We start from the raw sequence: 21,433 nt of genomic DNA, 5'->3' as shown, positions 1-21,433 counted from the left end.
GATAGCGGAGGAGGAAGAGCCCCGTTCCCGGGGCCCCGTTGTCTTACCAGGTGACACTAGTGCCCAGCGCCAACCCTTCTGGGTGGCGGAAACCAATGTCGTGGTTGGCGACCAAGCGCAGCACAGACTGGTTACGGGAGAAGGCTGTAACGAGGGTGCCAGTGGAGTCGACGTAAGTGGCTTCGCGAGAGAAGTCGATGGTCATGTTGTCCTGCTCACCGATCACCACGTCGTTGAAGTCGGCGAAGTAGATTTCAGACTCATTGGTTCCGGCGCCGAGGTTTACCGGGATGGTATTGGTGTGGGCGATCGGGTAACCCTTGAGCAGCCCTTGCGCCAGCTCCGGATAGACCTTGTTACCATTCCCATCACGCAGACCGAACAGTTTCATGTAACTGCGCGGGCTCAGCGCCCAGCCCGGATTAATCATCAGCGAGTCAGAAGCCATCAGCATCAGAATGAGGCCATCCAAGAAAGCGTCGATCGCTTCCAGAGTCGCGGTCCCGCTCCAAGGCTTGGTACGGCTGGCCGCGGTAGCAATGGCTTTGAACCCAGTCGGGGTGTTATCAGTGCCATCATCGCGCAGGAATGCCTTGTCCTCACGAACAGCCATGGCTGACAGCATGTCACCCAGCACTAACTGCTCGACGTTGTAGCCGGCATTACCAATCAGTTGATTGGACATTGGCACGATGGTGATCATGGTCTTGGCGGAGAGCTTCACATCATCGAAGTTAGCACCGGTAGCTTTTGGGTCAGCACCTTCACCAACATAGCTTGCCGTTGCCCCACCAGCCATGCGAGGCATAGTCAGGTTGCCGTTAGGCAGCGGGACGGATCGAGCCCCCAAGCGGCGAATCACAGTGCGGGGGCGCAACAGTTCGATAACTTCCGAGTGGAAAGACTCAGGGACCAGAGCCCCGCCAGAACCAGCGGCAGTGCTGATAGCCATCGCCACATCCGCATCGCCGATTTCCTTGGCAGCAAACTGCTCGGCCAGTTGCAGATCGCCACCGCCAGCGGCAACCGACATGGCCAGACGGGCCATCTTGGCGCCTTCATATTGCTTGAGCTCTGGCTTTACATGCACAGCAGCGCTGGCACCGACAACGGCGATAGCCTGTACCGGCTTAGCCTGCGCGGCATTCATGCGCTCGGCAGCTTCCAGGCGGTTGATCTGGGCGCTGAGGTTGTCAAATTCTGCAGAGAGCTGATTGAATTCAGTCAGTTGCTCTGCGGTCAGTTCAGTGCCATCGGCTTCGATCTTGGCCAAGGTTTGCACTTTGGCGTTGATGTCGGCGCGCTGGCGGCGGAGTGCTTCGATTTTAAGCATATCGATGGTTCCTTTTGGGCATAAAAAAAGCCCCTTTCGGGGCTTGGTTGTGTGTGCTCCGCCGCAGGGCTAGAGCGTGAGTTGTTGATCCATCGCTCTGGCCCGCAGGCCAATACGCTGGTTTTGTTTGTTCGAGACGGAGACCTTGGAGGCCAGGGCGTTGATGAAATCCTGCGGACTTGCCAGTTCATCAGCCAGCCCACACGCAATTGCATCAGGACCGGAAAACAAGGCAGCCTGGGTAGCAATAACCGCCGCGACATCCAGCCCCCGGTACTTGCTGACTGAGTTGACAAACAGGTCGTAGGCCTGATCCAGTCGGTGATTGATGGCGCTGACGGCTCCCTCGCTGAGAGGTTCATGAGGGGATCCATCGTTCTTGCGCTCGCCACGGTAGAAGGTGGTAAACGTCAGGCCGACTTGGGCCTCCCACTTGGAGACCTCCATGTGTTCCATAATGACACCAACCGATCCGCAACCTCCGGTTTCGCTCACCACCACCCGATTACAGGCGGCGGCAATGAAGTAGGCTGCAGAGTAGGCGCCGTGGTTCACCAGGGCCGTGATGGGCTTGGTAGCCCGGTTGGCATAGATGTAGTCGGCCAATTCCTTGCAGCCGGTTGCCATGCCTCCCCCTGAGTTGATATCCAGAACGATCTCCTTGACTCGTTCATCCGCCAAGGCTGTGGCAATAGCCCCCCGAAGACGCTCATAGCTGGTCAGTTCACTGCAGGTATTGTCGATCTGTCCACGCCGAGCAACCAAAATCCCATGCACTGGGATGATGGCGATTCCAGCCACCTGGTGACGAGACTCGCTTTGTGCCTCCAATGCGACGACTGGCTCGGATGGCATTGGGTCAGCGGCAAAGATGTCAGCATGTTGACCCAGCAGCCGAGGGATCAGCAGGGTTTTCACCGAGGCAACGATGCTCGAGGTAGCGTAGAGCGGCTGGCCAAATGCCATGTCCGCCAAATGGGGGTAGTTAATCAGTTTCGGCATAGAATGGCCTCGATCTCGTTGAGTTGTTCGGCGGTGGCTTTGGTTATTCCGTCCGGCAGCTTTCCGGTCTGGATCATGTTGAGCGGCGTCAGGTAAATGTCGCCACCAGCGACAGGTGACAGATTTTCCAGGCGGCGGATATCGTTGACGCTGAGCCATCCCCACTGGCGACCCAAGGCATAGGATTCGTAACGCGACTTCTGATCACCACGCAGCATGCCGGATACATTGAATTCGATGTAGAGATCGCGCCGCTCACTTGGCAAGAGCAGGTCTCGCATCATGGCTCCTTCTATCCGCTTGAGCCACGCCAGCAGGGTATAGATGACGAACTGGAGACCTTGGTGTTCGATGTTGTTATTGGTAGATCGTTCAAGATCCCCGATCATGTGGGGAGGTACCTTGTACAGACGGCAAATCTCGCTGATGCCGAATTTGCGAGACTCCAGCAACTGAGCCTGCTCATTGTTCATGGCCAATTGCTTGTACTGCATTCCCTCCTGCAGCAGCGCAACAGAAAAGGCATTGCGCAGCCCGGAGTGGCGCTCAACAAACTTATTGAGAAAGGCATCCAGCTTTGCCTGAGATTCGAACTTGGCGCCGCCCGTTGGACTTTCTATAACCCCACTCAGTGTTGTGCCATTGGCAAATACCCGGCTGGCATGTTCATCCACGGCCATGGTCAGGCCGATGGTGTCAGGATTGGTCTGGATCGGTGACAGCCCGACAAAGCCATCCAGAGAGAAGGCCTTGACGTGGTGAACTTGCCGCATAGAAAGGATCTTGTTTCCTTCCCCCAGCAACTGGTAATAGGGCAAGCCATCGGGCCCTTTGAGCACAGCAACCTTATCAGGGTTCACCGGGATCAGCTCGGTGATGAAACCCGCACCATCACGGTCGATCAGGCTATAGCTATTGCCGCGCAGGCCAAGATGACCCATGCGCTGCTCGTTGAATTCAAAGGCGGAGTCTTTCTGGTTTGGCTGGTTGTGGATCAGGTCGTAAAGCGGGTGATCCGTGGCACGCTCGCGCTTGTCACCATCACGGCGGTAGAGCTCACACGGAAGTTGGGCGACCGATTCAGCCAGTAGGGTGACGCAAGCACGGACAGCGGCCACAGCGATGGCCGTTTCAGGGGTGACCAGCACACCCGATTTTGCGGTTCGGCCAACCATGGAGCTCATCCACTGGCTGAAATTGCCAGCCTTGTTACCAGAGCCAAACATCATAGGTAGAAACATCAGCTACCCTCCCGCTTGCGCTTGGCTTCCATTTTTTGCATGGCCACCGCCCGGCTCATCATGCCAGACCAGGCCATGGCCAGGACTCCTGCGGTCAGCAACCCGGCGGGCGGATAGACCAGCCAAGCGCCATAGGAGAGTAATGCCGCCCCTAACAGGCCAACAATGAAGATGGTGAGCTGGATCAGCATAGGACATCCGAAGTTTCGTAAATTGAGCGGTCTTCTTCCCGATCGGGAACCATGGCGCGACCGATGGCCATGATGAGCGCCACCGCGCCGTCTATCTTCTGATCGGCTGATTCTTTGACTGGGCGAACCATGTCATCGTTGCCTGGTAGGTTCTTGCCGATGACGTTGCCAATACACCACGTCATCAAGCTGTTCCCGTCATGATGGAAACGCCCAGACTGAATCGCCGCTTCCAGTTCTTTCATGGGAGTGGACATGTTCTGGTAGTTCTGGGTAATCGTGATTGGACTCATCCCCTCATCCGCAAGGCTGTGTGCCAAGGCGGTAGCCCCCATCGGATCAAGCGGAGTCTCAAGCACATTGGCAATCCGCTGCGCCTCCTTGGCCTCTTCCAAGATTTCCCTGTAGTCGACCTCGGCGCCATCGGTGGCGGTGAGCTCACCAAGGTTCTGCCATTTCTGGTACCGCTCCGCCAGGCGGCGGTTGTCGGTATTGTTCACCGTGTCCTCTGGCACCCAGAACTGGGGAGCGACGCTGTAATAGTGTCGGCGGCCATCGATATCGCGCCAGAAGATCCGAGCCATTGAGTTCATGTCGAGCTTTCGAGCCAAGTCGAATGCCAATATGCATTCCTGTCCCTCGAACTGCTCCAGGGTGAGGGTTCTGTCCTCACACTCTTGCCAACGCTGGAGGTTGAAGAAAGCCGTCTTGGCCGACACCCAAACATTTAGGTGCTTGGTCTTGAACTTGTTGGCGAAGCGAGCTGACTTGATCGCCTTGCTCTGCTGCGTTAGCAGATAATCGGCATAGACGGATATCCCCATGTTGGGATTGGCCTTGGCCAGTACCTTCGGATCAGTCCAGTCGTCGCCTTCGTCAATCGTGTAGATGATTCCAAAAAGCTCATCATCCGGCACCGTGCCGGCCAGCATCTCGATGACTTCCCGGCGCTTGTCGTAGCAAGGACCGTCAATGTTGTAACCAGCAGTGGTGATGATCCACATCAATGGCTGCTTGCGAGCCCCCATCCCTGTCACCATGGTGGTGTAGAGATCGTCAGCATCGTGCTCGTGATATTCATCCACCACGGCACAACTTGGCGATTGCCCGTCACCAGGATTGCCGATCAGTGGTTCAAAGCGGGCGCCGTCAGCAGGGATGCTCAGGTTGGATGCGTTGACCTCAATCCCCCACCGCTCGAGCAAGAACGGGGTGCGCTTGGCCATCAATCTGGCTGGGCGGAATACTTCCCATGCTTGCTTCTCTGTGGTGGCGCCCGAGTAAACCTCTGCGCCGAACTCGTTGTCGGCCGCGAAGCAGTACAGTGCTACCCCGGCAGAGATGGCAGATTTTCCGTTCTTCCGAGGGATCTCAGTGTAAACCTCACGGAACCGCCGAAGGCCGCTGCCCTTGCGAACCCATCCGAAAGCCACGCAGACGACAAACAACTGCCACGGCTCGAGGGTTATTAGCTGCCGCTTGAACGCCCATTCCCCCTTGGTGTGAGGAAGCAGCTGGATGAATTTGGCAGCCCGCTCGGCTTTGTCCTTGTCGAACTTGAATCGAAACTTGGCAGATTTCTCTTTGGTCAGGTCATCAAGGTGACGCTGACAAGCCTGGATAACGTAACGGCAAGCAGGGATCTTTCCTCTGATAACATCACGCGCATATTGGTTCGCCTCGTTGACGAACGGATAGCTTTTGCGTGCTGCCATAGGTCATCCCTAAAAGTCTGCGAAGGGGTTGGCCTCTCCTTTTTTCTTACCGCCACCAATCAGGCGAGAACGGCTTGATGGATCCAATCCAAGCAAGGCTCCGTAACTGGTCATCTGACGCAGTGATTCATTAGCCACGGTGCAAGCTGGGTTTTTTATTGGCCCACCGGTAGCTCCTTCTACAACCAATCCATGAGTTGCCATCTCAATTTCGGCTTTCCGCCATCGAGAGTAAGCAGCACAGAACGCCTCAAGGTTGTGCAAGTCGGTGATGCAAAGCACCTGAGCGCCACACAGCTCACCGATCAGCATGTCCCACAACGTGGCTGCGTACTCATCACCAGCCAACCAATCAGGACAATCCACATTCATCAGAGGGGTGAAGGTTGGTTCGAGCTGATTAATTGCTCGCTTACCAGGGTTACCAGCCAGTAACTTTCTCGCCGTTGGCTTGGCCCTCCGGCCTCGGCCTGGAACGGCTGCTTTCCCAGCCATCGGCCCTCCGGTTTAATTTTTTAATTTCGCGGGTGTGAAAATTTAACGAGGCGGAGCAGTGGGGAAGTCGAAAAGGTGGAAGGATTTGATCCCCCCTACCCCCTCGACTTGCTGATCAGCCTCGCGGCCTGCGCCTCTGCGTACGTCTTTAGCTCATGGCAATGCTTGCAGATGGCCTGCAGGTTGGTCTCGTCGTCGGTGCCGCCTGATGCCTTGTTGGTGATGTGGTCAACCTCGTTTGCAGGCGTGGCGACACCTTGAGCAAGACAGACCAGGCAGAGATAGCGATCTCGTTCGAGGATGCGCTTTCTCAGCTTGCGCCAAGCCCAGTCATACCCACGGTCTTCAGGCTTAACCTGCGCCACATTCCGCCATCCATCAGCCATGTGAGCATGATCTTGGCAGTATCCGTGTCTCTCGGTTGTCAGCCGATTGCATGTGCGCTCTCGGCATACCTTTGGTGTCCGGGGTGGCACACTACCTCCAGGTCTATTGGCTATCGATCGCCGATTGGCAATCAACGATGGTATCAACCTTGGCGGCACACTCGGCCCATGCCAGCTCAATGTCGTCAGTGTTGGAGTTCAGGTCCCTGTTGGCCTGTGGGCTGACTGCCGGCAGAACGCACGGAGTTACCTTCGGACAGCCATTGGTAATAAGCCTTTGCTCCGGTAATGGCTGGGCGCACCCGCATGCGAGCAACACCATCAGGCAACAGAGCGTCAGCCCAATGCTTGATCTGTTCATTCTCTGACTCCAGTTGACGTAAGCGCTGGCGCCGAACAGTTGCTTCGCTACTCAGTGAAGCAACCATCGACTGCTGCTCTGCAACGAGTTCGGCATTCTTCTGCGACTGTTCTCGGTACGCGGCTAGCACTTTGCTTTGCCCTGCCAGTTGCTGCTCAGTTGATCTCAGCTTGCCTTGGTTCTCGGCGGCTAGCACTTTGTAGTAATTGGCGTAGATGAGGATGCCCGCAATCAGTAGAGCAATACCCATCCATGTCACAACGGTTCGAGTGATTGGACTCATTGGCCAATACCGCCAAAGCGCTGGTACATGCGGATCAGGTCAGCCAGCTTATGTTCCCGCTGGCCATATCCAGCACCCGGCAAGCTGGCCCATATGTTTGAACAACGAGATATAGCCTCCGAGACCTTACCGGTGATAATCAACTGATAGGCCCTTCGCTCCTTGATCTGCTGGATTGCGATCTTGTCCTGACTGACAGGGGAAAAATCCGGAAGGCCAAGCTGTTTGCGGTACGGCTCGTAGTAGCGAGACAGCAGCTGGTAGCGCCCAGCAGCAGTAGACTTAATCTTTGCGTTAACCTGGACCCGTAGGTTCGGATGTTTGCTGTAGTCAGTGAAGAAACCGGCCGGGTCAACGATATCGTTGTACCCATCATCTCCCTTTCCAATCGTTCCCTCACTCCATGCCAGCATATCGAGGAATGCGACTACGTTCGGATGCTCATTAATTCTGGCCATCGCCGCCCGCCTTCTTTGTCAAAAATAACTCTGCAGCAGATCGGAGCTTGTCGACCCCGAGGAACCCAACCATCCCGCCGATGAACCCACTGGCAGAGGTAGGGACGCCAATCCACTCCATCGCGCTCATCAGCGACAAGCTGATAGCGCCACACATCAAGGACTCGAGGACGCGCTGACGAACCGACCCACCCGAGTAGGTCACTCGGATGTAGGCAGTAACTAAGGCAAGGAAAGCGCCATAGATGGTCGTCTGGTGGGCGTCTATCCACCACAGCACGAAGGCCCACAGGCCAGGGTCTCTGTTTGGCATCTTCATATCCACCACCCCGGTGGGGCCACAAATGAAAAGCCCCGACAAAAGTCAGGGCTCAGAAATGAGAAAACCCACACAAGGTGGGTTCAGAGCGGAAAAACCGCAGCATGGGAATTTAAGCACTAAATCTGGTACGTTTCAACATATTCACTTCAATATGTTGTGGTTTGCTATACGTGCTTACCCATTCGGATAGGATGTAAACGATTGCGAAGACTCAGGCTCAACGAACCACTAGGAAACCGCTCTGGTTGATGTATTTTAGCAAAAACAATTTCTGTTTCGTGTTATCTCATACAATTCTTTTAATAAACCACCATTCGATGGTTTTGCCATTAGGAATGGCCTAATCATACTAGCTGTATTTCATGAAGCAGAAAGCTGATTAGTGTAGCTGTGAAAATTCATAGCTGTGAAGAATCTGCTACCGAGTGAAAGTCAACCAAGTTGTACCTTATTGTATTTTTGACGAGCAACTCGCTCATCGTGATATTTGATACAGACCTAACATCAACGGATTCTTTAAATATCCGAATACCTAATTTACGAGCTAAATCCGATCGAGTTATTGTTTGATCTTCTTCGCCAGGGGCTTTCACCTTATCGCTAAAGAGACGCTGAACCAATTGTGTCTTAATCGGTAGCGGATCGACATCTTCGTAGCAAGCCACTAATATTTCAAGATCATAAGGGCCGATGAGCGCTCCAATCTCTTTATTCAGTCCGTCTTCATCACTTGTGATTGTCAGGAATACCCCATACAAATCCAAGTGAGATCTTTTCGCAAGTTTGTCGATCTCCTCTCTAATCTTACTCTGGCCAAGAATCACATTAAATTCATCTGGTAACGCAATCCTCGTGTATCCACGAGATAACCAAGAACTGAATTTATCTAACCAAAGATCTTTATTGCTGAATGGCTGAGTGTATTGATTTTCGAGCTTGAATTGTGGTGCCTCGATCTCACACAGGTTTTTTCTTGGAATCCATAATCTTTTCTGTGAATCAGCCAACAGCAATAAGTTTTGGTTTTCACCACTGGCAGTCAGGTGAATTTTTCGAGGGTTAGATCCATTGGCATAATCATTCGACAGATTCGGTATTTTTGATGCACCAATCAATTCAATAACAGGTACCGTGTCGAAATTATCATTGTAAATATTGCAGGCCTGCGATGCGATAATCCACCATTCGCAATCGCTGTGCGCCTGAGAAGTGTTAGGGATGCTGTCTCTGTGGATCAGCGATCCCTGCCACCATCCTTTGGCATTTAGCTCATTAAGAATAAGTTGATCTTCATCGGATATCTGCTTCACGAATAATCCCGTCTACTACACTGTTATGTCCTTGCGGTCTACTGTCCGTCGGAGGTTTTTGAATATTCGAAATCATTCGTGGGGCGAGCTCGTTGATCATTTCGCTCAGTTCTGCTTCAAGCCGATCCTGGTTGGCAGCAGTGTTGAGCACGTTGATAAACGATCTACCATTGAGCGGAAGATTCCAGACCTTTTTCAAGCTCTTCATGTCTACTAAAACAGATTTCGAACGAACAATATTGTAAAGAGCGTTGATCCGAGTGACGATATTCGGTCTAGGAGCAGAACCTTCATACCAGTCATAAACTGTTTTTCTGGTTACATTAAACAGTTCGGATATCTGTGTAACTGTCAGGCATAAAAAATCCTTTATCGTATTCAACTGCTCAACAATGCTCAGAGATTCTATTTTTTCCTGAACAACAGTTCTTACCTGCTCTCTCGATGTAGATATAATAATCGGATGACCATCAATCAGTATAACAAATCTTTGATTAATCTGTGGAGCAGTCGCATTTACAGTTGCAGTTGCAGTTGCAGTTGCAGTTGCAGTTGCAGTTGCAGTTGCAGTTGCAGTTGCAGTTGCAGTAACTTTGGAGCTAACGCCTCTTGAGAACAAATTGGAAACCATTTCCATGAAACCTGTAGCCGTGGCTTTGTAGCCTGACTGAGACCTCATAGGAATATAATTCATTGAACTGGAATTCATGGTTAATGCAGTCATTTTTCACCTTTCCATGACGCAAACGCGTAGTCAGTGAATACGTCTTTATGTCTAAAGAAATCATTTGCGACCGAGTGTAGTTCTCGCAAATATTGTAGCGCATCCTGTGCCGAATTTACTCTTAATGGTTGCTTCACTTGGTGAATAGCATCCATATCGATCAAGGATTCTCCGGGTTTCAGATTTTCGACATGCACTCCAACCGCCGGATCTTGAGCCATGAAAAGTACGTTCATTAGGTCTTCACTAATGCTTGGTTGTCCTGGGAAGTTTGTATAGCGAACACGAAGCTCCTTATCCAAGCCACATTGGTAGCTAGTCATACTGGATCCACCTAGCTGCTCAAAACCTTCAAATCTAGGAGCCAACAGCTGAGCAGATACGTATTTTTCAAGCTCTTCCTGAGATGAGGTTTTTATGTGATCGATAAAACGCACTCCCATCGCGTTAATATCTATAAATCTCATTTGTTGCAGCAACTGACTTAGAACACGTTCTAGCACTTTTTCAAATTCAGTGTAACTAGTGTAATTGCGAGTGAAAATGAAAACCTGCTCAGCTGAAAACTGAATTCCAAGATTTCGGTCAGGAGACAGCAACATCCACATCTTAGAAGTCGTAAACTCAGGCTGCATGGACATACTAGGAGTCGGTACTTGGAACTGGAACTCGTGGGTCAATGGCGCAATGTCTCGAAGCGCATCTTGGATCTGCGGAAACCGTTCTGACAGCAGCGGCCAAGGGGCGAATCGAATGGATGTGAGTACATAGACGAGAGGAGAGTTCTGGAGGATACCTGAACGATTTGTCATCACGATTGGCAACCCGAATAATGAGTAAGAATTTATCTAACTATACACCAAAGTAAACACATGTCGATCATTTGACGATGTAGTAACAGGAGATTGGAAAAAATTTTTGCAAGCGGCATTCTGATCATCTCATTGAAATAGCCTGTGTACTAAATCACGGGTCGGATGACCTGACAACTAGGTGTTTTTCGCGTTTAAACCTTGGTAATCCATGCACCCCATCTGTTTGGCCACTACAACCAGACGTTGCATGTACCCGAGTTCTGGATAATCGATCTTGATCCGCTTCGCTTGTTGATTGCACTGTTCAATTTTGTTCACATCGTTACCTATGGTTCACCCGCCCGCTGCAAGCCCACACCTTCCAATCAAGTTCAGCCAGAAGCCTTGTCACATCTGCTAGAACTGCATCATGTGCAGCACCCCAGTTGTTGTGTGCAATCCCACACGCCGACGCCATTGCTCGCTGTGACATCCGACTCCGGCCAGCACCATGGCATCGAGGACATTCCTCCAGCACTGGCTGAATTGACCAATCAACGCCATAGGGCATCGTATAGCGCCCGGTGTGAACCTTGCCTGCGCCATCACACACATTGCATATCGGCGCCATGTACTCCTGCAGTGCTACCTCCACCAGCCCGGCGCGGGTTTCACGCTTAAGGCGATATCGCCGGAGACCACAAAACAGGTCGATGCTCATTTGCAGGTAGCGCACAACCGGCAACAGTTTGGCCTCGTGGCCACAGTAGCGGTAATAAGCCCAGTCCAGCGCCGGGCCATTGAGCCCCTTGAGCAAACCAACCCGATCGGCAAAATCCCATACCGGCTTGCCACCAAACCCCATCCCGTCAATCTGCTTTGCCCGCGGCGTCAGCCCGGCCAGAACGATAGCCACATTCATTCAGCACTCCCCTTAATGGTCACCACCAGGCGTCCACCTTTTGTTATCTCTCCCCGGCTTACGGTGAGCCGGTCGATTTGGCTGTCATCCAGCCAGACGCCTGCATGGGTCAACGCATCCAGCGTCGCCTTTAGGACGTTATCCAGATCCCGAGCCCGGCGATCGGGCGGCATAGCCACCAGCGACACGTCAAGCCGACCTGCCAGATTCTTGCCTGCAGCTCTCGCAATCAGGCAGTGCTGGGCTGCTAAGGTGCGGAACTGGCGGCCCTCGACGCTCAGCAGCGTTTGCGGTCGGCCCCTGACCACAACATTCCGCCAGATCCGGTTAGTGCTGGGTGGCCACGGCAACTCAATCGTGATGTCGTTCATTCAAGCGCACCCACTTTCAGTGCTCGATCCAGTGTTGCAACCAGGTGCTCGAGCTGGCTGCCGTGTTTGCGCTCCCATCCGGATACATCTCGGTGAAGTTCGTCGTGGTGCTGCCTGCACAGCGGAAACGTGAACAAATCGTGCGACTTACTGCCCATCTTCCCCTGCCCGTGCCCGATTAAGTGGTGCGGATCATCGGCCTGCTGCTGACAGACCACGCAGGGCTGCACCTTCACAAAGCGCGTATAGGCTTCGCATTTCCACCGCATCGGCTTTGGCCTGGGAATGAATGACAGCGGAGGCTCAGCATCGGCAATGAAGCGAACCACAGGCTTAGCCAGCCGCTGGATCTGCTCTGTTGGCTCAGGGAGGTACTGATCATCGGTATCCATTAACCCAAGGGGAGTCTGCCGGGATGATGATTCAGGGCGCCCAAGTACCGCCCGTGTGATGCTTTCCGGCAACCGGTCAATCCACCCGTTTAATGTCAGCCACCAGCACAGCTCAGGAAGAGACACGGCATGACCAGTGGGGAGGTGCAATCCGCCGCGGATCACCTGCAGCCAGAACGCAGCCTGGTTGCGCAGCGCCGCTTCTTGAATCACCGCCTCATCTGCCAACTCGTGGTCGTGGATCCAGCACAACCGAACCCAGCTCCCGCCAACCTTTCGCAGCGTCACTTCCTTGTGGCACTCATCACTGGCCATCTGGCAACCGTGGCCACGACGAATGAAGGCCTGGAGAGAATCCAGATGCCGGGCACTGAGCTCACCCAGGGCATTCCACAGTGGGACCAACCGCCGATCGGCAAGTAGCGGGCTCTCTGCTGCAACTCCAGGAATATTCACCAACCCGGGTTGAAGTGAATCGAATGCCGCCGGCGCCGAAGAGAGCAAAACACTCCCTCGAGGGGCCTGAGCCAACTGACTGCCCAGCTTCAGGACTAGAAGCCCCAACTCATTCACCGGTACCGCTGTCGCCAGAACTGCCTGCATCTTTAACCCCTAACTGCTCTCGTAATCGGCCTCTAACTTGAGCCGTGAAATACTCTTGCCGTTCCTTGTCGCCTGATTCCATCAACAACCGCAGATACATGGACACCAACCGCTGCGCTTTCTTGCCTATCTCCAACCGCTCCTTGTTGGTGAAGGTGTTCCGCATCGCCCCGATCCGGTACTGGTGCCTGCTCCACGCTGGTTTATCCATGCCCGCCTCTCACGACTCTCTTTGAATGCCTGCCGGTACCGGTTCAGCCAGTCCCTGAAATACGCTCGGTACGCTTCAGGGCACTTTTCCACCTCATCCCGGATCTGCTCGGCAGTTGCCATACCTGCATCCATTCGCCAGCACCAGCCATATGCCTCGAAATGCCACTTGGTTCTCTCGGCATCCTCCTGCGTCAGCGGTTGGAGCTTCACGGCTTCGGCTTACCCGGGCGATACCGGCCAGGGCGATTCGGTTTCACATCCGGAGCAACAACGCGGAGCCGGTTCGGTATTTGCCGCATCGGTCCTTTATGCCCAGGGTGCTCCTTCATCTTCTGCAGCTCAGCCTGCTCCCATTCGTCCTCGTAGTGTCCACTCATGCCGCCTTCTCCCCGAGTAAGCCGAGAACGCCAAGCAGATCCTTGAATCGACTTTGGAACCAGTGAGGCTGGGTCTCCCGTGGGCTGCGCGGATCAACGATGTTTTTGCCGTACAGCAACCCTCGGGGTGACACAGCCCAGAACTCGCGCTGCTGGCCCTGTGCCTTGGTGCTTGGCCGGGTCATCTTCTCCAGCAGACCATGGGATGCCAGCATGGTGTTGAAGGCCTTGGCGCTCATCTGAACATTGAAGGCCTTGAGTCCTTCGGTTGCAGAGAATGTCGGGCGGGAACTGCCATCGACGGCATCACTCGGCGCATCGATGGCGTAAGAAGGTAGAAGGTTTGGCAGATGATGCTGAGCCTGGATCTTTTGCAGCATCCCCAGCCGACCAGAACTGCTCATGTTCAACATGCGGGCCGACACCTCAGCAAACAGGAGGTCACGCTGCACTGCCGCCACATCAGGAATGGCCGGAACCCCGTAGCTGCCAGTCTTGCGAATGGCGGGAATCACCTCACTCGTCACCCAGCGCTTGAACGCCTTGGCCGTTGGCAACTTGCTGCCGAAGATCAGCGAGTAAAGCCCTGCCTCGTTAAAGTAGGAAATTGACTGCATGCCGCTTGATGTGGGGGTGTCTCGTTTCGTTACATCCCCCTCATCAACATGGTCTGCCACTGCCTTCCGAGGATTGCTATATCCAAGGGCTCGACACACATCAGCAGCACAGAACCAAGGCTCGCCAATCTCATCGGTAACAATCCGCACCAACCCAAACTGCTCACTGTCAAAACGCATCAGATCCATGATCACCCCCTACACCATCAATGCCCGGTGACTGCGCACCACAGGCAGGCCATCAACAGGCGTCCCCAGATCCAGCGCGACCTGCACCAGGGCAAACGCACGGGACCGAGTAAACTCAACCCGGGCTCCTTTGCTGTCTTGCCAACCAGGCAGGAATGCCACCACCTCACACTCCATCATCATCGGGATAGCGATCCGCATGTATTGGTGATGCTCCCAGCCATCTGGCAAGATCGCAGGGTTCATGACCTTGGCCCCGAGCCCTTCCAGATACTCAGCCGCAGCACTGAAAGCTGGCCGGTTCATCTCTGGCAATCCAGTCATAGGTCCTGCGATGTAGACCTTGCGGCCATCAAGTGCAATTTGCTTGTACTCGGTCGCGTGGTGGATCAACTGAGCCCTGACTTTGGCCCCTTTCTCATGGGTATTAACGGTCATTCCCAACCTCCAGAACTCGGCGGCCGGTCAGGGCCACAATATGGTCAATGCGCATCAGCAACTTCCCCATCCCCGCAACAAACAAGATCAACACCAGTACCGGTATCCGGATTACCAGGGTCAGTGCCCAGATGAACCGAGTCGGCCAAATGGAGAACCCACAGAACAGCACTACTGATGTCACCATCAGAACCATGCCCATGGTGTTATCAGCAGCCACCGGCGCCGCCATAGCTGGCAGGCTCATAGCCGCCGCCAGGAACAACAACACGAGCGCATTCAGTACCCAGAAAAGGACTTTCCCCAGACGGTTATTCATTACCCTTGCTCTCCTTCCGCACCCGGGCGGCCAGCTCAACCAACTCACTCACACCTGCATTGCCTGTCAGTTCAGGATCGAGGTGATCACCATAATCACGAGGGTCCAGTGTCGGAGTGCTGACCATCGCCAACACCAGCAACAGCACCAACCCACCCAGAGCGATAACACCGAGAACCCATAACATCAGATCACCTTCCCGGTTACCTGGTGGCCTCGGCCCTGCACCCGGGCGATCAGCCCGTCGACATAGCGAGGCAACTCTTCACGAACCAACTGCCCACGCAGCACCAGAGCTTCCGCCTGCATCTCCAGGGCGCGAATCGACACACTAGGGACAACAGCCGGCACATCGCACCCAGCCAATTCAACGCAGACACGGCGAACATCAACCGGGCGAGGAGCAAACTGCCGATCGGCATCATTGGCCAGTGCCATCACAGCCTCTCGGATCTGCGCCGGAGTAAACCCCTTGAGCAGCTGCCCGAACGCCATGGCCGCACCACGAGCGTTTCCGTCCAGTTGGTTGGCGCTGGCTGGCCACAATCCGGCCATCAGCGGGAACAGCTCATCAGCCAGGAACGAGGCCATCCGGTCGGTAACGGCCTGGGCATCGGACCGAGCAACTGCGCCGGTGATTGGCGCCACATCACAGCGGGGTGTCATCGTCATAGAGCCCCCGACCTTGTGCTTGCATCGCCATCGACGCTTGCTGTGCGGCTGCGAGGTTGCTCAGCGGTCTGGTGCGGCTCGTTACGCCACTCTGGGCGTTCGACCGCTTGAGCTGCAGGGCATCCCACTGGGACCGGAGCTTGTCCGGCGACTGGCAGAACTCCAGCTCTCGACCGGTCTTGCAGACGAACGCAAAAAGTTCACAGATTTCTCGGTGACTGCGGCCGTCATGCTCACGCATCAGTCGAATATCGTTTGACCAGCGAGCCAGAGAGGGTGCCTTGGGTTCGGACAGCCCTCGGATGGCAAACGACTTGGCTCTGGTATCACGGATCCACTCAGCGCACTGCTGGTCGTCAGCCGTGCCCCACAGCAAGGTCTTGCCACTGCGAGCGTGGATGGTTGCGGTTTCTGGAAGGGGTGAATCATTCGGATGATCTGTCGGCATGGTCTGGGTCGAGGTCGCGTCAGCGAACTCGGACCCAACAGGATTTAGATCTGGATCTATGGTTTGTTTATTTGTTTTATTGTTTAGATCTTCGGCGTGTAATTCGGCGTGTAATTCCGCGCCTAAATCTGCGGGCAATTCGTTGCTATACCCACTTGCGCCCAGTGCTGGCGCGGCTTTCAAATTGGCATCCAATTCCGCGAAATTAGTTTCATCAAATGCGCGGTTAATTCCGCGCTGATAGTCGTCATAGTTGCTCAACGCGATGACCGTGTAGCCTCGCGACCCACGCTGAGTCATACGACTGATCATGCCATCGCGCTCGAACGCCTCCAGAGAGCGCCTAGCGCTGTCCTCACTGACGCCACACTCCTGTGCCAGCTTGGCAACAGAGGTAACAATCTGCCCACGCTGGCGGCGAATAGTGTTGCGATTAAAGGTCACAGCATCACTGTCATAGGATGCTTCCAGCATTAGGTGGACCCACACGGCAAACCGTTCAGGCATGTTCTTGAATGGAACACTCAACAGGCTCCGATACATCAGCACAAAGCCGGTTCGCTTATTGTCACTCACCCGCTCCCCCTTGGCTGCCTGGGCAACCATAGGCCGCCCAAACTCGGCACGAACTACGCTACCCATTCCGCACCTCACTTACCTTCGCATTGAGCGCCTGGGCTGCCGCATCACGATCTAAGCGCTCACCGCGTAAATACCAGCCCCAGCCTTGACCTGGGCGACTCATCAAAACAAGACAAGCGCCTTGTCGTTTCAATTGCGTTTCGGTACTCTTTTCCATGTTCACGGTCTCCTTGCGACCTAGTGTTCCGAGCCCCGACTGTTTGCGCAGTGCGGGGCGTTTTTTTATCCACAATTCGGTGCCCTTAACGCCGGGCCGCGACCTGTTTGGGTCAGGCTTCCTTCTTGTGTTATGGTTCAGCTGCTCAATTCCCAACCAACAACACAGGAGTCAATATGCTGATAGACAAAGGCAACGCCCAGGTTCCTTACCGGCCTGTCCCACCTCCACCAGCGCCAACACCACCCAAGCAGTAACCCCAAAAGGACACCGCCATGAGCAACTACAATCTGATGTTCAACATCCGCTACACCTTCCACCTCGAGACCATGCAAGCCACGCTGTGCGGCCGCATTGACCGCGGCATGAGCATCGGTCAGATATTCCTTGGTGCCATGTGTGCCGGGTTTGTCGAGCTGGCCCCGTACATCGGAGCGATCATCGCTCTGTTGTCGGCGGTGTCCCTGGTGTGTCAATTCGGGGCTAAGGCTGTTCGTGCCGAGCAGCAGGCCAGAAACGTTAAAGCTCTGCTCGCTTTCGATGGCGATGAGACAGAACTCAAGCAGCGATTCATGGCGATCCAGGACAACGACAGCGAGGTATTCGGCGCCCTGCGCAATGCAGCACACATTCGGGCCTCCATCGCGCTCGGTGTGCCTGATAGCCACCAGCTGACGGGATTGGAAAAACTGTGCTCGTTCCTTGCTGGCGATCTGCCGACTCATAGCTGATTAACCCCGCCCAGCGTTCAGTTCGCGAACATTGGCGCCAGTCGAGCAGATAAGGCCCAGTACATGCTGGGCCGACTCCCGCCCAACACGCTCAATCTGAGCTTGCTCAAGCCGATCAATCACGCCATCACGGCGAGCATCATGAATAACCTGCATCAGTTGCCCGAAAATGGATTGAGCCAGCAGCACCTGCTCCACCAGATCCTCGTCACTCACCGCACCTGCAGGCATATCCACCAGCATCTGCCCACGGCTCAAAGCCCAAGCGGAAATAATGGCGTTGTCGTTCGTAAACTCGGTGACAGCAATGGCTTCAGACAGGGTTAAGTGATGCCCTTCACATGCTGGATTAAACTTATTGATCAGCGTGGATGGGCGTTTGCAGCTCATGAGGCGTGCCATCTGAGTAATGTTGTATCGCCGTCCAAGCTGGTAAACGGCCTCGATGGGATCAGATGCGTGAGAGTTGTCACGCTCAACTCTCGTAGTTGTTTTATCTAACTGTGTCATCATTGGCCTCATGAATGAATTAGTGGCTGGACTTGCGGTAGTCGTCAGGGTTGAACTTGAGCGATCCATTGGTCAGTTCATCCAGCTGGCGGGCACGGAGTTCAGGAATCACATCAGGCCACCGACAAACGGCTGGATGTTTGATGCCGAGAGCCTTGGCAACCTCAGACACGCCACCGAAATGGTCTATAACACTTTGCTTTTTCATCGTTCACACCCAATGGAATGGATGCCTCAATGTACCAATCGTTACATAAACATGCAACCACAGTTACCAATCCCTCGCGTAACATTTGTTACACGGCGGATAATTCTTTAGGTGATGATGTGGGTGCTTTCGGTGACAGGGTTAGAGCAAGAAGAGTTCAGCTGGGGCTAACCCAGGATCAGGTTGCCAAACTGGTTTCTGTTAGCCGAGTGGCTATTACAAAGTGGGAAAATGGAACTACTCAGCCTGAAGGCGAAAATCTGTTTAGCCTATCCAAGGCATTGAATTGTGATATCGAGTGGCTCTTGTACGGCAAGACAGATCACAAGCAGATTACGGAACCAATGTCGCTTTATGCCACCACCGCAAGGCGAGTTCCTCTGATCTCATGGGTGCGCGCTGGCGAATGGACAGACACCTGCCAAGCGGCAACATTAGCCGACTGCTCTGATTGGGTGTCGACAACGGCCAGTGTATCAAGAAGCGCATTCGCCCTCACGGTGAGGGGTGACAGCATGCAGCGGGCTGATGGACAGAGCATTCCAGATGGCGCAAAGATCATTGTTGAACCGCAGTTTGACCCAGACCATATAGCAGGCAAGGTTGTAGTAGCAATGCTTGACGGCGGCAATGAAGCCACCGTCAAGGAGTTAATGATCGATGGCCCAAACCGTTATCTGGTCCCATGGAATGCCCGCTATAACCCGATCCCTATCAATGGAAATTGCCGCATTGTTGGAATTGTAAAACAAGTAGTGATTGACCTGTGTCTATGATTTCGCATCACCGCAAAACGGGCATACATGCGCGTCAATGCGGATCTTCTCACCACACATAACGCAACTTTCACGTTCTTTATCCTCAAGTACGAAGGCAATAATGATTCCTAGTGGGCCAAGTATCGCCCCAAACCAAAAACCTTCTAATGCATTCCCAGTTCTGCGCCCAACGTAATATCCAGTGATACCAAAAGGCGCGACCATTGCTAACAACAGATACAGTGGCCACATCGGTACCTTGCTGCTTGAAATTGCAAATACCAAAATAAACACCACCACTGCAGTTAGTGAAATAAGAACGGTATTGCCTTTATTGTTTGCTGTGTTTCCTACTGATTTCATTGTCTGATTCAATAATTCTTTCTTGCTACTTGAACTGCTAACTGAACTATCGTCAGTCCATGTTGATGGATCTTTTACAGGGTTCTGTTTTTCAGTTTTACCCCCATCAAAACCACACTGATTACAAATCACATCACCCTCGATCAGGTTTCCGCATCTAGGGCACGCCACTATCTCACTCATAACACCTCCTTGTGGTTAATCACCCCAGTTTAATAGATCCATATGCGGCAAAAAACAACAGCTTTAAATGCCAAGGTAACTTTCATTACATTTCACATTGACAGCAAATGTTCCTGTAGTTACATTGATTGTCGTACAAACATATTCATCCACCCCAGCCGGAGGGCCAGCACAACACTGGCAGAGCGTAGCCGCTCTTGGGGACATAACAGGATAGGAGAGAAGAGATGACTCAACAGGTAGCAGCGCAAGCTCACGAGATCGGCCAAGTGGCACAGGCAGTAAGCGAAGCCATTAAAGGTCTGGGTGAAATCAACACACTGGTTGAGCAGGTGAAGGAGTGCGCAGCTCCAAAGCCGCAAAAAATGCGGGCTATTAACGCCACTGAACTGCTGCAGGTAGCCACCAAAGCATCTGCAACTATCCAGCATGAGCTTGAGGCGCTGAGGGAACAAGGCGTGGGGTGCTATGACGAACAGATGGACAGGTTGCTCATGGCGTTGAACTCCGCCAGAGCAACCGGGTTAAAGGTAGAGCAGGTTGATCGCTAGCAGGTTACACCGCTCGGCTTATTTGTTACGTCAACCTTTGCAACGACTGAATTGAATACAACATTGAACATTTGCTCAAAGGTAGCGGATTCAGTGCTGACACCAGCTTGGCGAGCAATAACAGCAGTGTAGTGATGGGCGTTATTTGTCTCGAGTGCAGCCAAGTGTTCCAAAGCCATTTTAGCAATTGCGAGACGATCTTCTCTTGATAGAGACATAGCAGTTTTCTCTCTTTGGTTGTGGGACTTAAGAGAGTACCACGGGGCCGGCCGTGGCGAAATTACCGGCACAAATTTGGTGAGAGACCCCAGCCGGCGGTGGGGACATAACACCGGCAACCGGGCCAGCAGCCTCCGCGGCGCTCCCCTGGAAAGACTCTCGACAGTCGACCAGGGTGCAATCCGAAAAATGACTGGTGACCGGCTGACGCTGGAAAGACAGAAGAGGGTTAACCCCACCTGGTGAGAGGCCAGGCCAGATTGGACTGGTTAGGCGTAACACCCTAGCCAACCCAATACGGACCACGGAGATACGGACATGGCAGAAGAACTGATTATCCATTACCGCCTGTGCAAACACCTCGGCTGGGAGATTGGGGAGTTCATCTGCCGGTTCGGGTACCAGGTGCAGGCCCATATCGCTGCAACCGGTGATGTCGATGCCGTGCGGACCAACATGATCAAGCTTTAACCGGCCTTGCGCCAAACGCTCTTTAACAATCAGGTTTCATCATCACGCCCGGATCCGCAGGTGAACAACACAGCGCACCGACCGGCAGACGTTAGACCAGCACGGCCGCTGATGCGAAGCAGCCAGGCGTGATGAATAGATTGGCGGTGACACTCTGCTGGCCTTAGGGCTGGGTGATGAGTCGCAACGGGAACAGCGCCCCGCACCGCCCACAATCGCATGGGTATCACAGGGTTTTAGACCGAGCATTGAAGGTCGCTACTCTGATGCTGGTGCCCAGCCGATTGTGAAGCCTGCCGGCTGGCCAGAACCGGAAACCACGAAGAGGTGAAGCATCATGTAGCAACCACATCAAAGCAGTCGGGGCGGCAACCTGATAACCAAATAGCCATGAGTCACCAGTGTGGTGAGCGCGGTAAGTCGGCCGTGTTAATTCAACATAAACAGCGACCCGGTAAGGCAGT

At 53.8% G+C, this 21,433-nt stretch carries 33 protein-coding genes; 4 read left to right on the top strand and 29 right to left on the bottom strand.

Annotation, left to right across the window (positions count from 1 at the left end):
- Positions 1-43: 43 nt before the first annotated feature.
- From ACYVG7_RS07870 to ACYVG7_RS07750, 25 genes are all read right to left on the bottom strand, one after another.
- A complete protein-coding gene (locus tag ACYVG7_RS07870; protein ID WP_460882634.1) occupies positions 44-1,333 on the bottom strand; it encodes a phage major capsid protein in 1,290 nt (429 codons plus the stop codon).
- A gap of 69 nt (positions 1,334-1,402) precedes the next feature.
- Positions 1,403-2,335, bottom strand: a complete 933-nt coding sequence (locus ACYVG7_RS07865; RefSeq protein ID WP_460882633.1) for a S49 family peptidase — start codon at positions 2,333-2,335, stop codon at positions 1,403-1,405.
- Positions 2,323-3,576, bottom strand: a complete 1,254-nt coding sequence (locus tag ACYVG7_RS07860; RefSeq protein ID WP_460882632.1) for a phage portal protein — start codon at positions 3,574-3,576, stop codon at positions 2,323-2,325. The genes ACYVG7_RS07865 and ACYVG7_RS07860 overlap by 13 nt, the downstream gene beginning before the upstream one ends.
- Positions 3,576-3,767 carry a hypothetical protein gene (locus tag ACYVG7_RS07855; RefSeq protein WP_460882631.1) on the bottom strand — a complete coding sequence of 64 codons (192 nt, stop codon included), beginning with the start codon at positions 3,765-3,767 and terminating at the stop codon, positions 3,576-3,578. Before ACYVG7_RS07855 ends, ACYVG7_RS07860 begins: the two co-directional genes overlap by 1 nt.
- Positions 3,761-5,482, bottom strand: coding sequence for a terminase large subunit (locus ACYVG7_RS07850; RefSeq protein WP_460882630.1), 1,722 nt, complete (start codon positions 5,480-5,482; stop codon positions 3,761-3,763). Before ACYVG7_RS07850 ends, ACYVG7_RS07855 begins: the two co-directional genes overlap by 7 nt.
- A 9-nt stretch (positions 5,483-5,491) precedes the next feature.
- Complete coding sequence (locus ACYVG7_RS07845; RefSeq protein WP_460882629.1) at positions 5,492-5,977, bottom strand: phage terminase small subunit P27 family; 486 nt, start codon at positions 5,975-5,977, stop codon at positions 5,492-5,494.
- A gap of 95 nt (positions 5,978-6,072) precedes the next feature.
- On the bottom strand, positions 6,073-6,363 hold the full coding sequence (locus tag ACYVG7_RS07840; RefSeq protein ID WP_460882628.1) for an HNH endonuclease: 291 nt from the start codon (positions 6,361-6,363) through the stop codon (positions 6,073-6,075).
- A gap of 103 nt (positions 6,364-6,466) precedes the next feature.
- The gene (lysC, locus tag ACYVG7_RS07835) at positions 6,467-6,685 is read right to left on the bottom strand and encodes an Rz1-like lysis system protein LysC (protein WP_460882645.1); all 219 of its coding nucleotides are present in this window, start codon (positions 6,683-6,685) and stop codon (positions 6,467-6,469) included.
- 318 nt (positions 6,686-7,003) lie between these two features.
- On the bottom strand, positions 7,004-7,465 hold the full coding sequence (locus tag ACYVG7_RS07830) for a glycoside hydrolase family 24 protein (RefSeq protein WP_460882627.1): 462 nt from the start codon (positions 7,463-7,465) through the stop codon (positions 7,004-7,006).
- Positions 7,452-7,784, bottom strand: a complete 333-nt coding sequence (locus ACYVG7_RS07825) for a phage holin, lambda family (RefSeq protein WP_460882626.1) — start codon at positions 7,782-7,784, stop codon at positions 7,452-7,454. Before ACYVG7_RS07825 ends, ACYVG7_RS07830 begins: the two co-directional genes overlap by 14 nt.
- 401 nt (positions 7,785-8,185) lie before the next feature.
- A complete protein-coding gene (locus ACYVG7_RS07820) occupies positions 8,186-9,097 on the bottom strand; it encodes a hypothetical protein (RefSeq protein ID WP_460882625.1) in 912 nt (303 codons plus the stop codon).
- Positions 9,078-9,821: a hypothetical protein gene (locus tag ACYVG7_RS07815; protein WP_460882624.1), complete on the bottom strand. Its 744-nt coding sequence runs from the start codon at positions 9,819-9,821 to the stop codon at positions 9,078-9,080. The genes ACYVG7_RS07820 and ACYVG7_RS07815 overlap by 20 nt, the downstream gene beginning before the upstream one ends.
- Positions 9,818-10,633 carry a TIGR04255 family protein gene (locus ACYVG7_RS07810; RefSeq protein ID WP_460882644.1) on the bottom strand — a complete coding sequence of 272 codons (816 nt, stop codon included), beginning with the start codon at positions 10,631-10,633 and terminating at the stop codon, positions 9,818-9,820. The genes ACYVG7_RS07815 and ACYVG7_RS07810 overlap by 4 nt, the downstream gene beginning before the upstream one ends.
- A 325-nt stretch (positions 10,634-10,958) precedes the next feature.
- On the bottom strand, positions 10,959-11,537 hold the full coding sequence (locus ACYVG7_RS07805; RefSeq protein WP_460882623.1) for a hypothetical protein: 579 nt from the start codon (positions 11,535-11,537) through the stop codon (positions 10,959-10,961).
- Positions 11,534-11,908 (bottom strand): RusA family crossover junction endodeoxyribonuclease, encoded by a 375-nt coding sequence (locus tag ACYVG7_RS07800; RefSeq protein WP_460882622.1) that lies wholly within the window; start codon positions 11,906-11,908, stop codon positions 11,534-11,536. Before ACYVG7_RS07800 ends, ACYVG7_RS07805 begins: the two co-directional genes overlap by 4 nt.
- A complete protein-coding gene (locus ACYVG7_RS07795) occupies positions 11,905-12,903 on the bottom strand; it encodes a DUF968 domain-containing protein (RefSeq protein ID WP_460882621.1) in 999 nt (332 codons plus the stop codon). Before ACYVG7_RS07795 ends, ACYVG7_RS07800 begins: the two co-directional genes overlap by 4 nt.
- Entirely contained in the window at positions 12,866-13,114 is a 249-nt protein-coding gene (locus ACYVG7_RS07790; protein WP_460882620.1) for a hypothetical protein, read from the bottom strand. Before ACYVG7_RS07790 ends, ACYVG7_RS07795 begins: the two co-directional genes overlap by 38 nt.
- 208 nt (positions 13,115-13,322) lie before the next feature.
- A complete protein-coding gene (locus ACYVG7_RS07785; protein WP_460882619.1) occupies positions 13,323-13,493 on the bottom strand; it encodes a hypothetical protein in 171 nt (56 codons plus the stop codon).
- Positions 13,490-14,299, bottom strand: a complete 810-nt coding sequence (locus tag ACYVG7_RS07780; protein WP_460882618.1) for a BRO-N domain-containing protein — start codon at positions 14,297-14,299, stop codon at positions 13,490-13,492. Before ACYVG7_RS07780 ends, ACYVG7_RS07785 begins: the two co-directional genes overlap by 4 nt.
- Before the next feature lie 9 nt (positions 14,300-14,308).
- Complete coding sequence (locus ACYVG7_RS07775) at positions 14,309-14,737, bottom strand: DUF4406 domain-containing protein (RefSeq protein ID WP_460882617.1); 429 nt, start codon at positions 14,735-14,737, stop codon at positions 14,309-14,311.
- Positions 14,727-15,056 (bottom strand): hypothetical protein, encoded by a 330-nt coding sequence (locus ACYVG7_RS07770; protein ID WP_460882616.1) that lies wholly within the window; start codon positions 15,054-15,056, stop codon positions 14,727-14,729. The genes ACYVG7_RS07775 and ACYVG7_RS07770 overlap by 11 nt, the downstream gene beginning before the upstream one ends.
- Positions 15,049-15,243 (bottom strand): hypothetical protein, encoded by a 195-nt coding sequence (locus ACYVG7_RS07765; RefSeq protein ID WP_460882615.1) that lies wholly within the window; start codon positions 15,241-15,243, stop codon positions 15,049-15,051. Before ACYVG7_RS07765 ends, ACYVG7_RS07770 begins: the two co-directional genes overlap by 8 nt.
- Positions 15,243-15,728 carry a hypothetical protein gene (locus ACYVG7_RS07760; RefSeq protein ID WP_460882614.1) on the bottom strand — a complete coding sequence of 162 codons (486 nt, stop codon included), beginning with the start codon at positions 15,726-15,728 and terminating at the stop codon, positions 15,243-15,245. The genes ACYVG7_RS07765 and ACYVG7_RS07760 overlap by 1 nt, the downstream gene beginning before the upstream one ends.
- A complete protein-coding gene (locus ACYVG7_RS07755) occupies positions 15,706-16,818 on the bottom strand; it encodes a hypothetical protein (protein WP_460882613.1) in 1,113 nt (370 codons plus the stop codon). The genes ACYVG7_RS07760 and ACYVG7_RS07755 overlap by 23 nt, the downstream gene beginning before the upstream one ends.
- On the bottom strand, positions 16,811-16,975 hold the full coding sequence (locus ACYVG7_RS07750) for a hypothetical protein (protein ID WP_460882612.1): 165 nt from the start codon (positions 16,973-16,975) through the stop codon (positions 16,811-16,813). The genes ACYVG7_RS07755 and ACYVG7_RS07750 overlap by 8 nt, the downstream gene beginning before the upstream one ends.
- 275 nt (positions 16,976-17,250) lie before the next feature.
- Here ACYVG7_RS07750 and ACYVG7_RS07745 point away from each other — a divergent pair, with 275 nt between their 5' ends.
- Positions 17,251-17,706 carry a hypothetical protein gene (locus ACYVG7_RS07745; protein WP_460882611.1) on the top strand — a complete coding sequence of 152 codons (456 nt, stop codon included), beginning with the start codon at positions 17,251-17,253 and terminating at the stop codon, positions 17,704-17,706.
- Here the strand turns inward: ACYVG7_RS07745 and ACYVG7_RS07740 are convergent, their stop codons facing one another.
- Entirely contained in the window at positions 17,707-18,216 is a 510-nt protein-coding gene (locus tag ACYVG7_RS07740; protein ID WP_460882610.1) for a phage regulatory CII family protein, read from the bottom strand. It abuts the gene before it with no gap.
- A 19-nt stretch (positions 18,217-18,235) separates the two neighbouring features.
- Positions 18,236-18,424, bottom strand: coding sequence for a Cro/CI family transcriptional regulator (locus ACYVG7_RS07735; RefSeq protein ID WP_460882609.1), 189 nt, complete (start codon positions 18,422-18,424; stop codon positions 18,236-18,238).
- Between the two features lie 29 nt (positions 18,425-18,453).
- Here ACYVG7_RS07735 and ACYVG7_RS07730 point away from each other — a divergent pair, with 29 nt between their 5' ends.
- Positions 18,454-19,200, top strand: coding sequence for a LexA family protein (locus tag ACYVG7_RS07730; protein ID WP_460882608.1), 747 nt, complete (start codon positions 18,454-18,456; stop codon positions 19,198-19,200).
- Here the strand turns inward: ACYVG7_RS07730 and ACYVG7_RS07725 are convergent.
- Complete coding sequence (locus tag ACYVG7_RS07725; RefSeq protein ID WP_460882607.1) at positions 19,195-19,728, bottom strand: hypothetical protein; 534 nt, start codon at positions 19,726-19,728, stop codon at positions 19,195-19,197. The genes ACYVG7_RS07730 and ACYVG7_RS07725 overlap by 6 nt on opposite strands.
- 227 nt (positions 19,729-19,955) lie before the next feature.
- On the opposite strand from ACYVG7_RS07725, the gene ACYVG7_RS07720 reads away from it, so the two are divergent.
- Positions 19,956-20,279: a hypothetical protein gene (locus ACYVG7_RS07720; protein ID WP_460882606.1), complete on the top strand. Its 324-nt coding sequence runs from the start codon at positions 19,956-19,958 to the stop codon at positions 20,277-20,279.
- On the opposite strand, the gene ACYVG7_RS07715 is transcribed toward ACYVG7_RS07720, so the two are convergent.
- A complete protein-coding gene (locus tag ACYVG7_RS07715; RefSeq protein ID WP_460882605.1) occupies positions 20,276-20,497 on the bottom strand; it encodes a hypothetical protein in 222 nt (73 codons plus the stop codon). The two genes, ACYVG7_RS07720 and ACYVG7_RS07715, sit on opposite strands and share 4 nt — an antisense overlap.
- A 319-nt stretch (positions 20,498-20,816) precedes the next feature.
- Between ACYVG7_RS07715 and ACYVG7_RS07710 the strand changes: the two genes are divergently transcribed.
- Positions 20,817-20,969 carry a hypothetical protein gene (locus ACYVG7_RS07710; RefSeq protein ID WP_460882604.1) on the top strand — a complete coding sequence of 51 codons (153 nt, stop codon included), beginning with the start codon at positions 20,817-20,819 and terminating at the stop codon, positions 20,967-20,969.
- The last annotated feature ends 464 nt before the right edge of the window (positions 20,970-21,433 follow it).

The organism is Pseudaeromonas pectinilytica, assembly GCF_054780855.1.
The sequence above is the reverse complement of the archived record's forward strand: the minus strand, read 5'-3'. Positions and strand labels throughout refer to the sequence as shown.